The organism is Labilibaculum sp. DW002, assembly GCF_029029525.1.
Taxonomy (GTDB): Bacteria; Bacteroidota; Bacteroidia; order Bacteroidales; family Marinifilaceae; genus Paralabilibaculum; species Paralabilibaculum antarcticum.
Genome location: NZ_JAKJSC010000003.1, coordinates 1 through 20328, shown reverse-complemented (window position 1 = coordinate 20328; position 20328 = coordinate 1). Strand labels below are relative to the sequence as shown.

Here is a 20328-nt window from a genome sequence, read left to right as displayed (position 1 = left end):
CACTACTCTTTACCAAAAAAGAATGGTCTTTTTTTCTTTGCTGTAGTACTTCCCTCAATCTCCTCTTCCATCAGTGTCTCCTCCTTAACAAATAGGTCTGTTTCTATTTTTTTACCGATATAATCTAAACCAGAAAGAGTATGTAGCATCTGCTCTAACAAACTAAGCAAGCTTACTATTTTCTCTACCGAAAAATCTATCTTATTATGGTCGTAACGATGTTTAATAACCTGACTTAATGCATCTTCAAATTCAGCTTCATTAATGTTACACCAATCTGAAATGTAGGTCATAAACTCATCTCTACCGCAGCCTTGCCATCCATCTAGTGAATTTTTCACAATACGAGCCAGGTCCATCACCAATATCACCATTTCAACAGGTGCACCATATGGTGTCGAAATTCTATATTTCGATAAGCTAACGCTCATAAAATCTAACAACTTGCAACAAATTTCATTTAATGCTTTTGCCAGTGGGTTATCTTGTTTCTTTAAGCGGATTTTATTAATAATCGAAGACGAAAATCTCTCTATTGAGCTAAGGTAAATTTCCACTTTTTTATAAACATCAAACAAGTTTTGGTTCGATGATACAAAAGTTGATGCAATGATATAATCCGTATCAACAGTCCAAGTTGCTTCGAACTTTGTTATTCTACCAATTACTAAATGATTAAGCCCTAATAACATCTCAGACAATTCATTCTCTTCCACAATAGAAATTTTCATTTCTGATGTCACAAAAGGCTTTCGAATTGGGCTTTCTGCTACATCGGCCATTCCAATTGGCTGGCGTGAAAATGGATCTACCGACAAAACAACATAATACACAGCATCACTTTCAGTATTCGGCAAATCACACGTAAACTCCTTTTTAAATTCTTTTCCGTCTACAATACGATATTGAAAGCCACTTGGAAAAATAACATCCACAGGCTTAAAATTTACCAAAAGCTGTAGGTCATTATCTATATCCATCCATAAAAAATCTGCCTCACTCCTAACCAGTCCAAAACTTAAAGGAGATACAGATAAATTAGCCAAACCCATACTGTTCTTAACAAATGAGTTTTCTTGGGCAATAAAATGTTTTTTATTAATATTCATACCATCTACCCAGTTCACAGGCAAATGCATTTCATTTTCGTTTATCATAGCAAATCGTTTTTAAACCCTCTTTTTTTCTTGTAGCGAATAGTAACTGTCATAATTTTGGTACTATTTTTTCTTATCGTAGAAAATTCCTTTAATACAATGTTTTTTCCTTCAACATCCTTTACCAACTTTTCGAATGTTATCAGATCTCCATTGCACTTTACCATCAGGTTTTTATTGTTATCATAGAAATACTTCATGAATTTCTCTTTGTCTCCACCTCCTTTAGCAATCTTCAAAAACATCGCTGTAAGTTCCGCATCATCAGGCAATGATTCGTCTTTTTTACTTGCATTTTCTTTTTCAATACTTTTAAAGATATCGTATACCTCTGGAGTCTCTGGAATATAATCCTCTTCCTTTTTGACAATTGAATTATTACTCTCTGTAATTTTATGTTTCTCACTTGGCTTAACCCGAACATACACTTTCTTCTGAGCAGTAAACTCGTTATTCCCATCAACAACCAAACTAATTGTTTTATAACCAGGTTTTGAAAATGAAAATTTAACAGATTTCTTTTTAGAATATACCTTACTAGAACCATTTAGTCGCCATGCCCATGAGCTTCCCCCTTTTGTACTACAAGTGAAAAAAGCCGAGGCTCCAACATACATTCTTTTAGGGCCAGCAATTCTTGGAATTATAACCATAGGCTTTTCCTTCTTTATCTGCCCCACATGAACTACTTCCTGAAACTCATACTGGCCATCTACAGTAAGGCTAACCATATAATCGCCATGCTTCGTAAATGTATGTATTGGTGACTTTTCCTGAACTAGTTCTGTACTATCTCCAAAATTCCACTCATAAGAATGATCACCTGCTGTATTGTTCCGAAACTTCAACATTTCATTCTCCATGTGATCATCTCCTAAGACATCAAAACTCACTTCGGGTGGAGCTTGATATTCATAGTATTTAAATCCCACTGCTGCGGCCAAAGGGATTAAAAGAATTATGAAAAAATTAGAAATCATTGAGTCAATCCTAAACTGACGAGGTTCAACAGTATTTTTTGCCATTATTGTTTGAATATTTGCATTCCATTAATAAATAAACAGTAAGGATAAATATTACTTCCTCTTTCCTCCAAAACATGCAAAACTTCGCGTCCTTCAAACACTATTGCATCATCTTCGCTTAATTCCCGATTGATATTTAATTTTATATCAATGGTTCTTACAAAACCAGTATGAGAATCTTCACTCTCCATCAATCCTTTTTCAATATCAATCTGTTCAACGATCTCGCCAAAAATATTATACACCAAAGATTTAATATCCTTTTTGGTAACAATTCGCCCTCCCGACAACATCATATATCTATTGTTATACAATTGCTCATCGGAGTTTAAAACATTTCTAGCACCCACCATAGGAGTAATAAAATAACCTCCCGTTTGTTGAATGGACACCCCTTTATATGGCAATATTGGCGTATTCGGTTTTATTCCTTTCAAAACCTTTCCTGCGGTAGTATAATATTTCACAAAAATTGTATCAGCAATTTCTCTATACTTAAGAAACATATACACAGGACTATGATATCTTTTCTTTTGAGTTACCGACTGTTGCAAACGGGAAACAATTTGACCAAGTACTTTTAGGTCATCGGAGAACTTACCATTATCGAGCATTGCAAATGCAGCACTCTCATTCCTTAATTTTCCGATTAAGAAATTAATAGCTTCGTTAGCATTTTCTGTCGACATACCTGCAACTCCATCTCTACGCAATAAGAAAGTTCCATTTTCCCATTCGCCTCCATTTTGCACTCCGTACTCTTCATAAACAACTCCATCATCACCTTCCACCACATCCAGAGCAAAGAAAGCTTCCTCATCCTGCAAACTAATTACTGATAAGTTTTCACTACTCTTAAAAACTTTCTCTCGTTCGGTAAGATTTACAACCGGAATGGCATTTGCAAAACAATTAACCGACGATAATATTCCCGAATCAAAATCCTCATTAAAACAGATTCTCAACCAACAAATATTTCCTTCGTTTTGGGAACCATTGGCACTAAAATCTGCTTCTGAGCCCAGAGGTCTTGTTATTTTTACAAATTGCCTATTGTAATAGGATAGTACTCTTTTTTTAATTCCTACAAGTTCACTATTCGAGCTTCCCCAGTCAACTGATAACTCATCATCTTCTTCGCTCAATAAACCAAAGTCAACATCTAACCTCTCATCATTAAAATAGAATTTTGCATTTTTTAATTGTCGATAAAAAGTATCTCTAATCACGCTGTTTTCTTTCGAATCGAAAAACAAACGAAACTTGTTTAATCCTTCCTTATTTTCTGGTATCTCAATCCCTAGCAGTACATCATTTTTTTCAACAGAAATATCTTTAAGAACTTCAGATTCAATCCGAGACTTAAAGCGATAGTCTGTCATTTGATAATACGCAGAATTAGAAAGCATATACTTAATGCCTCCTTTAAAAAGGAAGGCCTCCTGCAGTGAAATAAATTGCATTTCCCGAAGCGCGTCAAACTCATTCCGAACCCTACTTAAAAATTTATAATTGGCAGGTAAGCTTGCAACTGAATCTGTTGGATTAATTATGGCAACAGAATAACCCGGTTGTACACCTCCATGGATATGAGGAATCAACTGATTCATTAATTTTTGGGCGACACGATCCTGTACCTGATCCATTTCATGATAGATCGATTCAGTTTCTGCTGCAAGTGCCGAAATTAATATTCTTACCAAAGGATCAAAAGAGGATTCATCATACACCTCATCAATGGCCCACATGCGTGATGCCTGCCTCAACATCCTCTCTTTTATTAGCTCTTTATGCTCCATCTACTTCTAATCAATTTAATAATAGGACAATGGTCCCATGAAAAAGTACCCTGAGAATGCAAAAGGTTCATCCGTTTGTGATAATTTCCCAGTCACGATCAAATCCAACTTCTTTTTCATGCTAGTTACATTCTCTCCAACACCAATTAAAGCTTGCGAGAAGCTTATTTCTACACCCAAATCATCCAATCTGCTTTCATGATTTTTAATCGATAAACATAATCCTGATTTGATTTCTTCTTTCAACCTACTATCATTAACTTTATTATCAAAGTCACTATCCCATATGGAACAACCGAAGGTTTCATCATACAAACAATCCCCTAAAGCAGTTGTTATTATTAAATACAAGTTTTGAGATATCGATTCTTTCAATGAACAATGTTCATGATCTTTTTTTTCACATAACTTCCCAAACTTCAATGGCAACGTATAGTACATCTTACTCTAAATATCATTATTGACACAAAACTATTAACTCAACCAAACAAGCTTTAATTATAGATTATCAAACAGTAAAGAAATTACGAATTTATCAAAAAAATTAAATACTTCCATTTTTATTTAACTAAAAAATATTCTAATAAATAACTTAATAAAATATAATAATTATATTTGTTATGCTTGATTAATTAAAATATTAAAACTTTATGATCTATAAGGCCTTAAATTACAAGCCTTATTTATACATATTGTTAAATTATAAAACTTAACATGGTAGAAATCGAAAATGGCTTATTAAAATTATCTGAAGAGATCAAAAATGCCATCATAGTAGCTCAATCTTGCGCCAAAGAATATAGCAATCCTTGCTTTTCCCCTGCTCACTTATTAAAAGGACTATTACACAAAGACAGCGGTATCCGTGAAGAACTATTTTCTATGGATATTGATGTTTATTATATGGAAGAATGGGCTGAAGTACGAATGGAAGGCTATCCAAAAGGAACAAAATTGTCCAATCCGATTCCTGCCGATGATGGCGTAGATAATATTTTTCAGGAAGCAGAAGAAATCAATTTACTATCGGAACAAGATGAACTTACCTCTTTAAGCGTACTTACAGCACTTACAACGCCCGGTGTAGGATTTACTTTCGATCAGCTAAAAACTTTTCCACTTCAACGCGATCAATTACTTAGCAAATTCTCTAGCGAAAGTAAAGCAACATCAAACAAAACGAATACAAAAGAAATAAAAAGTGAGTTTGAGTACCTAACTGACTTAAGCCTTTTAGCAAAAAATAACCAGCTCTCTCCAGTAGTAGCCAGAGATCAGGAACTATTAAATATCACTGAGACAATTGGCCGATTCACCAAACCTCACGTACTTATTACAGGAGAATCTGGAGTTGGCAAATCTGTAATCATAAATGGCTTAGCTACAATTGTTTCACAAGGCAAAGCTCCCGAACTTTTAACTCAGTCAAAAGTATTTAAGCTTCAACTGGAAAACATTCTAGCCGGAGCAACCTATAAAGGAGAAATTGAAGATCGCCTTCGTAAAGTTTTCAAGCAACTAGAACAGCTTAAGCGTCCAATTTTATTTTTAGATGACCTACAAACCTTAATTGACGACAAATCTGGAAATACAGGTGTTATTCACCTACTAAAATCGGAACTTAACAAAGGCTACTTTGTACTTATTGCGACGATTCCGAACGATTCTTTTCGTAAATTAATTGATGGTGACAGTGCTTTAAAAAGGCTTTTTGAACATGTAAACATAGAAGAACCAGATAGTGCTCATGCAATTGAAATGACGGAAAGTGCCATCTCTCAACTTCAAGATCATCATAAACTAACAATCCATTTGGATCAAATTGCAGAAGCGGTTACTCTTGCCTCTCGTCACTTTAGCGAAAGAAAACTACCAGATTCAGCCATTGACCTTATTGATAGAACAATGGCAGGTACACGTGCTCAAATGGACACATTACCAAGTGAAATTGATCAATTAGAAAAACAACTAGAAGCAACAAATTGCGAATCTAATGATATTGGTCTTGCTGATGCAGGACTTCGAAAATTCCTTACTTATATTGGTCAACCGCAAGACGAATCGAGTGATGTAATTGTTACGACTGAAAACTGTCGAAACATGATCGATCTTTTACGACATGAAATATCAACCCAATCGGACAAAATAAATTTTCACAATTTAGCAACTACTGTTGCCAGAGTAAGTGGAATTCCTGTTGGTAAGATCATGACTCGCGAACGCGATCGACTATTAGGCATGGAGGATACATTAAAATCTTCTGTAATTGGTCAAGATCAGGCAGTAACTGCGGTTTGTGAATCCATCCTAGAATCACGCTCAGGACTTAACAGACCAGGGCAACCAATCGGCTCATTTTTCTTTTTAGGCCCTACAGGAACAGGGAAAACAGAATTGGGAAAACAATTGGCAAACTTTCTATTTCAGTCTTCAGCTTCTTTAATTCGATTTGACATGTCTGAATTTAAAGAAGAGCATTCTGCAGCTTTATTATACGGAGCGCCTCCGGGATATGTTGGCTATGAAGAAGGAGGTATGCTTGTAAATAAAATCAGGCAAGAACCTTATTCTGTTGTTCTTTTTGATGAGATCGAAAAAGCTCACCCTTCAGTTTTCGACATATTCCTTCAAATACTTGACGAAGGAACCATACACGATCGACTAGGAAAAACCGGTGATTTTTCAAATGCAGTTATCCTTTTCACATCGAATATCGGCAGTCAATCTATTGTTGATCAATTTGGTGAAAACCAAACACTGCCCGCTTCAGACAAACTAATGGAAAACATGGCAAATCATTTTCGCCCTGAATTCCTAGGTAGACTAACTGGAATAGTGCCCTTCGCCCCAATAACAAAAGAAAATATTACCAAGATTTTCAACCTACAACTTAAGGAGCTTACCGAAGCACTTAAACAACAGGATATAGAATTGGAAATCAATAACAAAACAAGAGAAAAACTTGCTGCAGAAGGATATTCTCCTCAGTACGGAGCTCGCCCTCTTCGCAACATTATTCGAACTCGACTTCGAACACCTCTCTCACGAATGATTATAGGTAATGAGCTTAAATCAGGACAAAAAGTAACAGTATCGTTCGACAAGAAAAATACATTAAAACTAAAAGTTAAATAAAACAGCTGGATTTTAAAGAAGCGTAATTCAACGCCTCTGCAAATCCGACAATTATATTTTACGATAGAAACCTATTAATAAACATTTAAAAAATACAAAGCATGAACGGAAATTTTGAGCTTGGTGGATCAGAAGTAAAATTAGATGCCGGTGAGGCTATCCAGGAAATTCCACAAAACAAAACTCTTTTAATTGAAAAGTTAACTTACGATGCTCCTATCAAACCAGACATCATAAAGGGACTTAATACTGTGGAAGAAGTTTTTCAACACTACAAACCACAAATTGAAGTGGATTTTGAAACCTCAGAAGGAACTAGTCAAAAAGAAACGCTTGGATTTAAAAATTTAGGTGATTTTGGCATTAAAGGCATAACAGCGCAAAGCGAGTTCCTTAAAAGTCTAACCACTGAAAAAGAACAACACAATAAAATCATTAAACAGCTAAAAACAAATAAAATTCTTAAAGCTGCACTTACCGATCCTGAAGCGAAAGCTGCCCTTTCTGCTGCTATTAGTGGATTAATTGAAGAATTAAACGAATTGGAGAGATAACACGATGATACAAAATAAAGAACAAGTCGCAAATTCGTTAGCAACTAACGATCTGCCATTAGAAGAAAATCTTAACACACTAGCTAAATATGGTGGTTTTGATCTGCTTGAAACTGCAATAGAAGGAGTTCAAAACATGAACCCTGAACGCAAGGCTAGAAAAAAAATCTTCTTTACTGAAAATACAAAAAAAGAAGAGCGCGAACAATTAAAGAGAACTCTTGAAATATGGTCTGAAGCAATCAACAGCTCAAACGATCTTAATGAGATGATTGACAGCAGCAAAGAGAAAGCTACTGAAACCGCTCAAACACTTAAGAAAAACCTAAGTACTGTTGTTGAACAAACCAGAGACTTAGAAAGATCATATCGAAGCACTGCCTTATTCTACAAAAATTCAGAATTGGATAAGGTGAACAACATTTCCATTATGAATGCCGATCCAGATCAAATAAAAGATTTGGACAACACACGTTTCATCGATGCAGTATCCTCCGAAATAAAAAATACTTACGATCGACTTGACCTTAGCGACAACTATGGCTTAATGGTATTGCCAGGTTACCTTGGTTCAAACATGCTAATTGAAAAGTGGGGAAAAATCGCTTACGACAACAAAGTAATGATGGTAACCGATTTTGAACATTTGGACGAAGCTGACGATGTTATGGAGATGTTTAGTGCAGCAAATCTTACTGGTGGTGATATGTTTCGCTCCAATGTAATGATGACCTGTAACTGGCTTGTTGGCCGCGGCAAATTTGACGAACTAAACGAAGATGACGATCTTTACGTTCCACCTGCTGGAGCATTAGCTGGTAAAGTTTATCAAACACTTATGTCGCAGGTAACTGCAGGTAAAAAGTTTGGAGGAATTAACGAAGTACAAGGTGTGAAATTTGACCTTCGTAAAAGCGAAATTTCTAGCCTTGAAAAAATGGGCTTAATCCCAATGGTTAACGAGTATGGAAAAGTAATGGCTTTTTCAGCTAAAACCCTTTTTAATGGTGCCAACCTAGGTCTTCAAACCTATTCGGTTGTTAGAGTATTCGATTACGTAACCAAGGTTATGATGGATTTCTTAAACCGCAGAGCTTTTGAAAATTTCAATGCAAAAACACGTAAAGAGCTATTAAAGCAGATCATTCAATTTTTGGATACCATATCAGGTCCTGACAAATTAATTGAAAATTTCACCATCAAACGCTTCGAACAAGATCCAATTCAAAAAGATCGCGTTCATCTTGATATTCATATGAAGCCATATTTTCCGGCTAAGAACTTCCTAATAAAAATGGAAGGACAAAAAGGAGATGATGGAAACGAATGGGATAGCGAATACGAACAAGATTAACTCATCTAATTTATGAGACCATAACAAAAACAGGCTTGCTAAATAAATAGCAAGCCTGTTTTGTTATATCCTATTTGTTAAAAAACAATATTAATCACTCAACCTCTGGCACACAATTACATTGTTTTCTTTAATGTTATTTCTAAATACTGTTTGCTCTGTATTCACTTGTTTCCATCTTCCAATAAAGCGTGGTCTACGATAAAAGATCCAACTCTGTAATTTTTCTTCCTTTGCACCGTAATGTATCAACTCCTCAGGATGCTTCTGATTGTAATCATTAATGAAATGATAGAAGAACATTCCAAAATCCATATTCTCTGGAGCGCGAACTCTAAATCTTGAAATAAACTCAGCTTCTTTCGACTTAAAAAACTCTAGCGTAATGATATATGGGTTTTTTAAATCTTCATGATCTGGTCTTACGTACTTTTTATTAATCGGATACTCCCACTTCTTGTAAATAGCCAAAGGAATATCCATTGCACTATTAAACAAATGAAGAAATAACCATGGAAAAATAACACCAATTGTTGCTGTTGAAAAGAAATAATGCATTCCAACAACACCAAATCGACCGGCAATCTGAACAAATACAACAAAGCCAATTAACACACTAACAAGTATTAACATTAGTTGCGCCAGCCACTTCAACTTATCTGGCCATTCGAAATACTTTTCCAAAGCCATGATCATTAAACTCCCAAACAACAAACTCATCACCATAATTGCGATGTAGTTCGATGTTATTCCGTAAAACATTAGATTTTGAATGGTAAACAAAGAACAAACTGCATATGCTAGTGCTGCAACTAACAAATATAGAATCATCTTCTTCCTATCGTGCGAAAATAACTTCTTTAAGCTCTTTGCAAAAGCAAAAAACATCGCTCCAAAAAAAATAAACAGGATAGAGATCGCATTAATATCCCCAGCTAATAAACTTTTTAATATCATAACTCTAATCTGTTTTTAGGAATTTAATACGGACGAATAGCCAAGCACACCATAGCCTGTAGTTGCATATTCCAGATCCGTTTTACACTTAATCTCGAACTCATATTCTGCTGGCAATAAATACTCCAGAAACTCTACAATAAACTTATGCATAGAACCACCTTCCAAGTAATCCTTAACCTCATCATCCTCAATTCCATCGATCTGAAACTTAATCATAGGAAGCTCTTCTGTTGAATTTCCAACTATAAAATTCCGCCCCAAAATAATTTCCTTATTCACTTCTCTATCATCACTTCTTATACAGATCAACTCTCTATTATAAGAAACCGATTTCTCCAAGAATACTTGTAACACTTTACACATCTTGGCAATATTTCCCTTTAAAGAATAGGCCAAAGGAGCAAGCTTAAGGAGAAATTGTTTTTGACCTTCCGTAATATCTGGATCTATATCCCAAAATCGAATTAAAAAATTTTGAAATTGATGATCCTGATTTTTAAGCAAACCTACTTCTTGCTGCTCAATCTTAACTAAAACTCTAAACAATTCATTTTCGAACGGCTTAAAAAAACTCCTCGCTTCTTTTTCTTCTTTCTTTTGTTTTTGATGAATCTGAATTAGTTGTTGTATATTCTCTTTCCCTTTTCCTTCAATTCTTTCGTGAATAATTCCCTCCGGCAACAAATCGTAAATGCCATTTCGAGAAAGAAATAAACTTAGCTGATCACTCTCTTCTTTCATTCCCAATTGAGCCTTTTCAATATCCCTTCTAAAAGGGCGATTAAAAGCACTATTTAAATGAATTAACAGGTTTTCAGAAGAAACTCCACGATCAAACAATAGATTTGCGATTATCTCTGCTTTTAGATTAAAAGGCATCACATTTATGTCCTTCACGAAATCCCCTAAGGTTTTCTCATTTTCCATCCTTAATAATCTTAGCATTTGAAATCACATGGAATTTGGAAATAGAATCCCGTAAATGATGGAAACAAAGGTCTCCACCTGCATCGGCAGCAACAAAAACATCATTATCTAAATAAAAACCAACCTCTTTAACAGCTCGATACTTTTCTTTAAAAAAAACCAAATCGCCCTCTTCTAAAAAATGACAATCATTAAATAAATAAGTTTTACGCCCTTTGTAAAGCTCATTAATCCCTATCGGTAATTTAGTTTTAAGATTTAAATAATATAAATATTGGACAAAACTCATATTTAAAGATCCCAGCTTAAGCATATTTGAATCTTTAACAGTTTCCCACTCATCAATTACCTGATAAAGAGAAATATTACTTATTTTATCCTTCTCAACATGAAGAATTCCCGCATATTTTTCTTTTAAAGCTACAATTGCAGGTTCATCATTATAAATGGTATTGTGAACTATTTTTTTTGATCCACAAGAAAACAAACTGCTCAAATAAATGATCAGACCAATTGCTATAATGGCATTCCCATATCGTTTTTCTCTATTTATAGAAGTCTTATTTACAGGCATCGAATATTCAATCTAAGTTTAATGTACTCCCATTATGGAATAAAAACACACTAACAAAATTATGAAAGATTACTACCAAGTAAAAATATTAAACCATAATTTTTTGCTTAAATTATCAAATGCTTCTAGAAGTCCTGTAAAATAGACATTTTTATGTTTCTTGCTTGCAATTAATTATTTAGCTACAATAATGACTAATTGTGCTTATATTCATCAATACACGCTTTCACAAAAGAATTGCAAATTAAAATTTAAAAAATAATCTACATCAATATACTTTCATAACTTATTAATTTACAATGATTCCATATAAATTAAAAAATTAATAAAATTTTATAACAATTACAAAAACCACGAAAGCTCTTTATTGAAAGGAACACAGCTAATATATTATATGTTAATTTCTAATGAACATTACTCGAACAAGTAATTTTACTCAATGCATTGTTGGAAATTATAAATTCTATTCATAATTTCACAATTGTATTATTATTATTATTAACATTAAATTTTACTATTATGTCATTTAAGGCGAAATTAAACGTAGGTGGAAAAACAATGAATGTTTTATCCTGCAATTACGATTTAACTCAAGAAGTTGATGCAACAGGTCGTCCATCATCTGTTACTCGTGGCGGTCGTGTCATGTTAACAGTAGAAAGTACTGGTGATACCGATATGTTCGAATGGATGTGTAACAACTTCGAGAGAAAAGATGGCACAGTAACTTTCTTAAAGCGCGATACCGATGCTAAACAGAAAGAATTGTCGTTTACTGAAGGTTACCTTGTAAAGTATGAGGAAAAATTCAATGCCTTCGATAATATGGCAATGGCTGAATCGTTTACCATCTCTGCCCGTGAAATTAAAATGGGTAACGGTGAGCATGTTAATGAGTGGGTATAATCTTACTCAAGAAAGAGGGACGACATACTAATGTCGTCCCTCTCAACTACTATCAGGATACCTTCACGTATTCCCAATAAGGTAAAAGTATAGAATTATCTGAAAAAAGAATAAAAATATCCTGATAAAGAAGCTATCGTATTTTGCGATAGCTTCATTTTTTCATTTTACAGCCTCCGTTTATCGGTTTACAAATTAAAAAGTTCTTAATCAATAAACGGACAAGCCTGATTTTCAACCATACTAAAACGTTATCCATATGTCATTTTTGGCTGAATTTATTATAGACAACTCTGTAGCAAAAGTAATTAATTGCCATTTTGGAATGGATCAATCGATTACCGTTAACGGACGTGCTTCTCAAAAACCTGTTGGTGGAGGAATTATTGAATTGGAATTGGAATCAACATCTAGTACCGAATTCTTCGATTGGATGGCTTCGCCCGATAAACGCAAAAGTGGAAGTGTAACTTTTTACCGCCGCGATGCTATGTCGCGACTAAAAAGGCTCGATTTTACAGATGCTCTTTGCGTTTCCTATCACGAATATTTTCATGCTGAAGGATCGCATCCGATGGTTACCAAAATGAAATTATCGGCACGTGAAATCACTCTCGAAGATGTTTCAGTTGTTAACGACTGGAATGCTGAAGCTTAAAAAGAAAGCAAAGCCCCTAAAATAATATCGATGAATGTGTTGAGTTTATTTTAGCGTATTTCTCAAAGAGAAAGGATCCTAAAGCAATATTAATTCCGGAAAGAAATCTATTCCAATAATTTATATACTAGATAAAATTCTAACAGCATGGCACTGCAAACAAATACAGTCATAAAAATAAATGGTGTGCAATATCCTAATTTTCTTGATTTACAGATTATTCAAGGAATAAACACGCATCATCATTTTGACATCAGCATATTGTGGGAGCAATTTACCGAAGAAGGCACTGCCATCATCGATAAAACACAATCCTTTATTGGGCAAAAAATAGAAATTCTCATTACTGATATTGCTGAAGGATCAACGATTCCTGAAGGTGAGTTTGTTGGAATTATTACCGAAGCTGAATCGGTAAAATCAGAATTTTCATCGCTTGGCGATCACATCAGAATAAAAGGCTATAGTCCTACCATTTTACTTGATGATGGACCTCATTGCATTGGTTACGAAGAAAAAGACCTGGCCGAAATTGTTCGTTTGGCAACTGCATCCTACCAAATTGAAACGCCACCAACTATCAATCCCATAACAAGAGATGTTTTTCCTTATATCGTACAATACAATCAAAGTGCTTATGGCTTTTTAAGTCATTTGGCATCTCGCTTTGGCGAATGGTTCTACTACGATGGACAAAAAATAATTTTCGGATCGGAAAGTGCTGAGCCCCTACCCTTAAAATACGGTATCGACTTACTCGATTTTAACCTGAAAATGCAAACGCATCCCAAAACATTTAACTACGTAACAAGAGATTACTATTCCAATGAAAAATTAGAAAGCTCGATTGCTGCAGGAACAGAATTGCCAGGATATCATGCTTTTATGGCCGAAAAATCGGAAGCCATGTTTGGACAAGAAACCATTGTCGATTTTCACAGGCATACTGCCGATGGAGATTTAAATCAGGCATTGGAAAATTCGATTGTAAAGCAAGGGGAAGCAAATGTTGCCCGAATGGTTGTTTTAACCGGAAGTACAATGAATCCAGGACTTAAAATTGGAGGTTTAATATCTATCGCACAAAAAACAGCCAATGGAGAAACACCTTACGGTACTTTCATTGTTACCAAACTAATGCACACCTGCCAAATGTCGGGCGATTACAAAAATAGTTTCGAGGCAATTCCCGAAAATGTTGTTTATCCACCCTACACAAATGTGTCGCTCTTTCCGCAATGCCACACACAAACCGCTTTGGTTGTAGACAATGCCGATCCGCAAAGTATGGGAAGAATACGCGTTCAGTTTAGCTGGCAGTTGACTGCTCCATCACCATGGATTCGAATGACTCATCCGCATGGTGGCGTTGAAAAAGGATTCCATTTTATTCCAGAAATAGGAGAAGAAGTAATGGTTGGTTTTGAAGCTGGAAATGCAGAAAAACCTTTCGTAATTGGTGCTCTATACCATGGTGCTGCCAAGCCAGAAAGTTTTGCAAGCGATACCAATGATGTTAAAGCCATACGTACTCGTAGTGGACATACCATCGAATTAAATGATTTAGAAGGTGAAGAAAAAATTAATATTTACGATAACGAAGGCAGTATCATCACTTTCGACACACAAGCAAAATCACTAACGATTAGCTCTGTTGAAAACATTGACATTAGTGCCAAAAATATCAATATATCTGCCGAAGAAAATATCCAAATTGCTGCTCAGCAAAATATTGATGTAGCGGCACAAGCCGATGCAAACATTCAGGCTGAAGGCAATTTAGCACTTCAATCGACTGGAGATACTACTGTAAATAGTAGTGCTGCATTAACGCTTGCTGCAACAACCGATGCCGCTATGAGTGGTCAAAATGCAAGTGTTTCGGGACAAGCAGAAGCAGGCTTATCGGGAATGCAAGTTAGCGTTGAAGGACAAATAACAGCTGTGCAAGGTGCTAGTGGGAAGATTGAAATCATGTAAGAAATAATCCAGCTGAAGCAATGGACTATATATCAAAATACACCGATGAAATGGATATTCATATTGAAGAATATCGAAATACCATTCTAATTAAGCAACGATGGAAATATAACTGGTTAAACGAAGAAGGAACCAGCCCATGGACTTATATGGAAAAGAAAGAGTTTCATCATAAATGTGATAAACAGATTTGGGGAATATGGGGTAATTATTATGATTTGGAAGCTTTTGGAGATTCAGACTTTGTTAAACGAAATAAGAATAAATTATTTCAAGTAAACTTTGATATTGAATGGGTTAAGAGTAACCAGCATTGGACCGTTGATGCTAAAAAAGTAAACGATCCAAATGCTCCATATAGCCGTATGTGTTGGGCTGAAAGAAAAATTTGGCTTACACAGCAGGACTATAAAAAAATTGACATTGTTAGATCTTATGGGGCTTTTGATCACGTAACTGTAGCCCATGAGTTTGGTCATTCTATTGGGAATGTTCCTGATTTTCAAAATATGCATTGGGATGAATATCGCGAAGAGAGCAAATATTATTATGACAAAACAAGCATGATGAATCTTGGAATGAAGCTAAGGTATCGTCATTTAGATTATGTATTGGCTGTGCTTAATATGATGATCTTAGATACTGAATTTAAACATTCTGATTGGTTCTAATTAATTAATAGTGTTAACATATAGTAATGAGAAACTTATTAGCTTTTTTATTTGTACTTAGTTTATATTCATGTCAAACAACAGGAAATGAAAAAGATACAATTAAAAGTGTACCGTTGACAATTTCGGATACTACGATAGAAGAATATCAAAAGAGATTTAATAAGGACAACATAACTGATCTATCATTAGATTCATCAGTTGTTATATATGGGAAACCCTTAACCTGTTACGATTTCACAGTTAATGAAGGAATAAATCCATTTAGGCTTTTTTTATATGATATGTACAATGAGGAGGAACGTGCACGGCGAACTATTAACATGAAAGAAGCTACATGGGAGCTAGATTCGGCTTATCGTTTTACAATATGGTATGAGGTGTTAGATGATTCAACAACAGTTGCAAAAAGTAGCATTTCGTATCATAAGTTTACATGTTTCTAAGTTCATATTTCAACGAAAAAGCCCAAAACTCTGTCTTCCATACAAATAAACTAACACCTACTATTTAGACAATAGAAAATTATGGCCGGAAAACCAATAGCAACAATGGGAAGTATGCACGTGTGTCCGATGTGTAGTGGAACCGTACCACATGTTGGCGGTCCTATTTCAGGTCCTGGAGCACCCAATGTTTTAATTAATGGAAAACCCGCAGCACTTATGGGCGATATGTGTGTTTGTGTTGGTCCACCCGACGTAGTAGCTCAAGGCAATCCATTTGTACTCATTAATGGCGTACCAGTAGTTTGCCAAGGTGACTTAACAGCTCATGGTGGTGCTATTACTGCAGGCGAACCAAACGTAATGGTTAGTGTGGCTCAACCAAATGCAAGAGCTACCATGCCACTTTCTCAAATACCTTTTCCCGAAATTCGTCTGTTCGACCATATTGGTGCCGCCTTAAACAGCGATACGGTAGATCTTCAAGAAGCCCAAGGAAATATTGAAGCAATCCAGAGGGGGGATGCGGAAGTGGAGCCGAGGATATATAATGTGAGGTGGGTGAAAGAACAAAATACTATACGAGAATCAAAAATTCTTAAAGAAGTTACATTGCGTGCTTCTGTTCTAAATATAGATGATGGAGAGAGCGTAACATTTAAAGTAAAAAAATTAGTTCCAAATTCTGATGGAACTGAAGAACAGGAAGAAGAGATTGTAGAACTGACAGGAATAGTTAGCAATAAAGAAGTAGAAGTAATTTGGGAAATTGAAGATCCTGAAGAGAATGAAAATTCTTAAGTTATGGCAGATGAAAATTTACAGTTAGAAGAAAATCAGGTTAAGGAGCATACAGATAAATTATCAGAATATAGTGTTTGTGTTGAGGGAGCAGGTGCACCGCAAGTGGTAGGGCCTAAACTCACAGCAACTAAACCTGGAATTCGTTTGCATTTTTCCCGATATGGCCTATTTCCAAATAATGCAAAAGATCAATCGCAACCTAACCGATTAATTAGTGGACATCTAGGACAACAATCAGAAACCATTGAAGAAGTTTTTCCAGAGGGAGTTCCACCAGTAGAAGGTTTCTTTTATGCAAAAACATACTTGAATGCGGGCTATGTGTATATTATGGATGAAGGAAATCCGAATCTTTGGTACGAGTACGAAGTAGATGATTTAGGAAATCTAAGTTCTATTTTATGGGCAAATAATAAAAGTTCTGATGGTAAATACCTTGATATCCGAACATCGTCAGGCAAAATTGTTTCTGATAAAACCTTTAAAAAAGGTACTGTACTATGGATTGCCTATTCTCCTGTTCAATGGTCCATTGACTATCATACGCTTATACGTACCGATACACAACGACGAGAAGAACGAATGGTTAAAGTGGAATGCACTGGTTTCGAAAGAGGAGCTGAAAGTAGCACAAACTTTATTACCCCTTTTGATAATACTCACAATGCTTTTTTCTCGGAGAATAAAGCGCAGCCATTTTGGTTCAATAATAAACTAAAAGAAATTATTGCTGATGACAATGCTGCTCTTGAAAAAGATCCGCAATCCATTAAAGAGGATATGTTTATCACTTTGCATTCGCCTTTAGCTTGTGCTAAAGATATATACTATCATTTAGATGAGAAGTTTCTTTATTTTAAAGCTTATGTAGATGCCTTGCAAACAGGAGAAACTATAGAAGAAGTAAAAGAAAGATATAAATCTGAAATTTACGAGCCAATACAAATTGATAGTGAATATCAGTCTTTATTTATGCTAGCGTTAACTTGTTATAAGTTGGTTTACGAAAATAAAGAAAATATTGAGAAATATGATGGAGGAGCTCCAGGGTGGAACATGTCGGATACCAATTACCCGCGAGAATATGCAAAGCAGCAGGAATTGGATAAGATAAGGAAGGCTAACTCAAGAAGTGTGGGAGGATATGGCAATGGCTATATGGAATTAGGAAAAGCCATGCAGTCAACCCAACAACGCGATCCTAATAGAATATATCCAGAGTTTATTGGATATGGTATTGATAGGGCAAAAGTTGAGGGAATACTTGGAGTATCGGAGCGTAAGGAACTGAGGGATGAGTTAAATACTCTTAGGGATATATATGGTGATTTTATTACTTCGGAATATGTAAAAAAAAGTTTGGATGATTACCTTCATAATTGCCCAGAGGGTACTTTAGATGGGAAGGCTGGCTTGATGCAGTTGGTGAATGCTTTGTTGGTTTGTCCAAGTGATGTAGATAATGCCCTATTATTAGAAAAAGAAAAGCCTGGTACTGTTGATAAGTGGAACGATTTTGTTTATAACTACACTGACACCTACGAGGAGCCAGATGAATCAAAAAATAGTTCTGTAAAAAGTAAAGCCCCGGGTTTTACTGGTTCCGATCCATTGTATGCCTTGTTAAGTGGTGCATTAAATATTACAGCTTTAACCAAAGTTAATTATACCGATATAAGTGCCAAACTGTCCAGTGTATATAAAATTAGGTTGGATGCCCAAAAGAAACGTGTATTCGATTTTAAATACCATTCACGCAATGGCACCACTTATAAAACGGTAAACGAAAAGGTAGAGTTTCTATTTAAGCGATTAAAAAGAGATGTTCATGTATATGGGGAACATTCCTTTGAAATTAGAAATGGGGAACTAAATATGAGGCTAAATGCCATGGAGGCAACTCTTGATCCTAATTTTGTAAAGTATGGAAAATACAGGGGAAAAGAAGATGTTAGCCGAATATTATATGGCTCTACGGATGTGGAAATTAAACAGGTGCAACGAGGCGCCAATATTGTTGAAATGCCAGTGATAAAGAATGGAGCGGAAATAGCCCCTGACCAATTGGTGCAAAACGATAAAAACGTAAAAGCCGGACAATTATTGGATAGTAAAGCATTTAATGGGGTGTTAACAGGTTTGCAAATATTAAACTTTGGTGTGGCTGTAAATGATGCATTTAATGACTATAATGCACAAAACTTGGTTAATGCTGCGGGGATTGGATCTGATTTAGCAGAGGCTGGCACAAGGTTAAGGATGTCGTTTGTAAGGCAGAATGCTAAAATGGTTACCAATGTGAAAGAATTAAAACTTTTAAATTTAGGAAAACAAGTTAAGTTTTTCGGTGCTGTAGGCGGAGGTGTAACGGCTGCTATTTGTTTTGCGGATTCATACCAGGCTATGAAGGTGCGTGATACGGATTCGTCCATAGCTTATGCTGCTGCAGGTGTTACGTTTGCAGCTTCAACCCTAATTCCCTTAATTTGGGCAACTAGTTCGGTGGCTGGCCCAATAGGATGGATTGGGGCATTACTGGGTACCGGATTTATTGTTTTGGCGGCGACATTAAAGGATAGTGACCTTGAAAAATATTTTAAAAATTTTTTATTAAGCGATGCAGTGGCTTTTTCCAATTCGGATAAAAAGTTTCCGGTTGAGTATTCAAAGGATATATTGGCGGATAAGGAATTGTTAATGGATGATGCAAATGAAGATATAAAAGCAATTTGGATGGAACCCCAAGACGCTTTAATATCTTTATACGATATTATAGTTTGCCCTTTTATTAATTTTAAACCTACCGAAAAGAGAAGTAATACTTATACAACACCCGCGTCTTATGGTCCAGGAGGTGTTAGTGTACCTAGTACCTCCATTACTCAGCAGTTTTATGCTTTTGAGCTCGAAATGACTTTTCTTCAGTTTGTAGACCTAAATAGTAATATGCACGATGGTTATAAGTTGTATTTGTATCCACGCGGAATTAAAAACGGTAACGAAATACCTCTTGAAAAAGCATTAATTAATATTAATCAAGTTGATAATAACCCAAGTAAATTAAAATTGAAATTTACAATACCGAACAAAGTTAGGAATATGGTAAGCACTTCCAGCGAGGTATTGTTTGCCTTACAGGTAATTAATAAAAATGCCCCAGGTTTTCCCTTGATTTTGAACAATAAGGAAAGGCATATGGGCGTTAAATTTGACTTGGGAGATGTTGGGGTAGGTATTACCTTGTTATTTATGAAAGAAGAACAAACTGAAAAGGTGAAAATATTACCATTGGATGATTTAAGAAAGGCAGATACATGGAAGTAAATAAAGAATATTATAGGCCAATTACCCATCATAAATACAAACACAAGAACAAAG

17 protein-coding genes are annotated in these 20328 nt (G+C 35.4%); 10 read left to right on the top strand and 7 right to left on the bottom strand.

Annotation, left to right across the window (positions count from 1 at the left end):
• Positions 1-2: 2 nt before the first annotated feature.
• From L3049_RS14450 to L3049_RS14435, 4 genes are read right to left on the bottom strand one after another with little or no spacing between them, the layout of a single operon-like run.
• Complete coding sequence (locus tag L3049_RS14450) at positions 3-1157, bottom strand: hypothetical protein (RefSeq protein ID WP_275110525.1); 1155 nt, start codon at positions 1155-1157, stop codon at positions 3-5.
• Positions 1154-2182 (bottom strand): PKD domain-containing protein, encoded by a 1029-nt coding sequence (locus tag L3049_RS14445; RefSeq protein ID WP_275110524.1) that lies wholly within the window; start codon positions 2180-2182, stop codon positions 1154-1156. The genes L3049_RS14450 and L3049_RS14445 overlap by 4 nt, the downstream gene beginning before the upstream one ends.
• A complete protein-coding gene (locus L3049_RS14440; RefSeq protein ID WP_275110523.1) occupies positions 2182-3981 on the bottom strand; it encodes a hypothetical protein in 1800 nt (599 codons plus the stop codon). The genes L3049_RS14445 and L3049_RS14440 overlap by 1 nt, the downstream gene beginning before the upstream one ends.
• 15 nt (positions 3982-3996) lie before the next feature.
• Entirely contained in the window at positions 3997-4356 is a 360-nt protein-coding gene (locus L3049_RS14435; protein ID WP_275110522.1) for a GPW/gp25 family protein, read from the bottom strand.
• 339 nt (positions 4357-4695) lie between these two features.
• On the opposite strand from L3049_RS14435, the gene L3049_RS14430 reads away from it, so the two are divergent.
• From L3049_RS14430 to L3049_RS14420, 3 genes are all read left to right on the top strand, one after another.
• Positions 4696-7116 (top strand): AAA family ATPase, encoded by a 2421-nt coding sequence (locus L3049_RS14430; protein ID WP_275110521.1) that lies wholly within the window; start codon positions 4696-4698, stop codon positions 7114-7116.
• 101 nt (positions 7117-7217) lie between these two features.
• Positions 7218-7670, top strand: a complete 453-nt coding sequence (locus L3049_RS14425; protein ID WP_275110520.1) for a hypothetical protein — start codon at positions 7218-7220, stop codon at positions 7668-7670.
• A 4-nt stretch (positions 7671-7674) separates the two neighbouring features.
• On the top strand, positions 7675-9024 hold the full coding sequence (locus L3049_RS14420; RefSeq protein ID WP_275110519.1) for a DUF5458 family protein: 1350 nt from the start codon (positions 7675-7677) through the stop codon (positions 9022-9024).
• A 90-nt stretch (positions 9025-9114) separates the two neighbouring features.
• On the opposite strand, the gene L3049_RS14415 is transcribed toward L3049_RS14420, so the two are convergent.
• From L3049_RS14415 to L3049_RS14405, 3 genes are read right to left on the bottom strand one after another with little or no spacing between them, the layout of a single operon-like run.
• On the bottom strand, positions 9115-9981 hold the full coding sequence (locus tag L3049_RS14415; RefSeq protein ID WP_275110518.1) for a TssN family type VI secretion system protein: 867 nt from the start codon (positions 9979-9981) through the stop codon (positions 9115-9117).
• A gap of 15 nt (positions 9982-9996) precedes the next feature.
• On the bottom strand, positions 9997-10911 hold the full coding sequence (locus L3049_RS14410; protein WP_275110517.1) for a hypothetical protein: 915 nt from the start codon (positions 10909-10911) through the stop codon (positions 9997-9999).
• Positions 10901-11485: an NlpC/P60 family protein gene (locus L3049_RS14405; protein WP_275110516.1), complete on the bottom strand. Its 585-nt coding sequence runs from the start codon at positions 11483-11485 to the stop codon at positions 10901-10903. Before L3049_RS14405 ends, L3049_RS14410 begins: the two co-directional genes overlap by 11 nt.
• Positions 11486-12004: 519 nt before the next feature.
• Between L3049_RS14405 and tssD (L3049_RS14400) the strand changes: the two genes are divergently transcribed.
• From tssD (L3049_RS14400) to L3049_RS14370, 7 genes are all read left to right on the top strand, one after another.
• The gene (tssD, locus tag L3049_RS14400) at positions 12005-12391 is read left to right on the top strand and encodes a type VI secretion system tube protein TssD (RefSeq protein WP_275110515.1); all 387 of its coding nucleotides are present in this window, start codon (positions 12005-12007) and stop codon (positions 12389-12391) included.
• Between the two features lie 259 nt (positions 12392-12650).
• Positions 12651-13049 carry a type VI secretion system tube protein TssD gene (gene tssD, locus L3049_RS14395; protein ID WP_275110514.1) on the top strand — a complete coding sequence of 133 codons (399 nt, stop codon included), beginning with the start codon at positions 12651-12653 and terminating at the stop codon, positions 13047-13049.
• A gap of 147 nt (positions 13050-13196) precedes the next feature.
• Positions 13197-15029 carry a type VI secretion system Vgr family protein gene (locus L3049_RS14390; RefSeq protein ID WP_275110513.1) on the top strand — a complete coding sequence of 611 codons (1833 nt, stop codon included), beginning with the start codon at positions 13197-13199 and terminating at the stop codon, positions 15027-15029.
• Positions 15030-15049: 20 nt separating this feature from the next.
• The gene (locus tag L3049_RS14385) at positions 15050-15700 is read left to right on the top strand and encodes a hypothetical protein (RefSeq protein ID WP_275110512.1); all 651 of its coding nucleotides are present in this window, start codon (positions 15050-15052) and stop codon (positions 15698-15700) included.
• A 26-nt stretch (positions 15701-15726) separates the two neighbouring features.
• Positions 15727-16146: a hypothetical protein gene (locus tag L3049_RS14380; RefSeq protein ID WP_275110511.1), complete on the top strand. Its 420-nt coding sequence runs from the start codon at positions 15727-15729 to the stop codon at positions 16144-16146.
• A gap of 81 nt (positions 16147-16227) precedes the next feature.
• A complete protein-coding gene (locus L3049_RS14375) occupies positions 16228-16947 on the top strand; it encodes a PAAR domain-containing protein (protein ID WP_275110510.1) in 720 nt (239 codons plus the stop codon).
• Between the two features lie 3 nt (positions 16948-16950).
• Positions 16951-20274 carry a toxin VasX gene (locus L3049_RS14370; RefSeq protein WP_275110509.1) on the top strand — a complete coding sequence of 1108 codons (3324 nt, stop codon included), beginning with the start codon at positions 16951-16953 and terminating at the stop codon, positions 20272-20274.
• Positions 20275-20328: the final 54 nt, after the last annotated feature.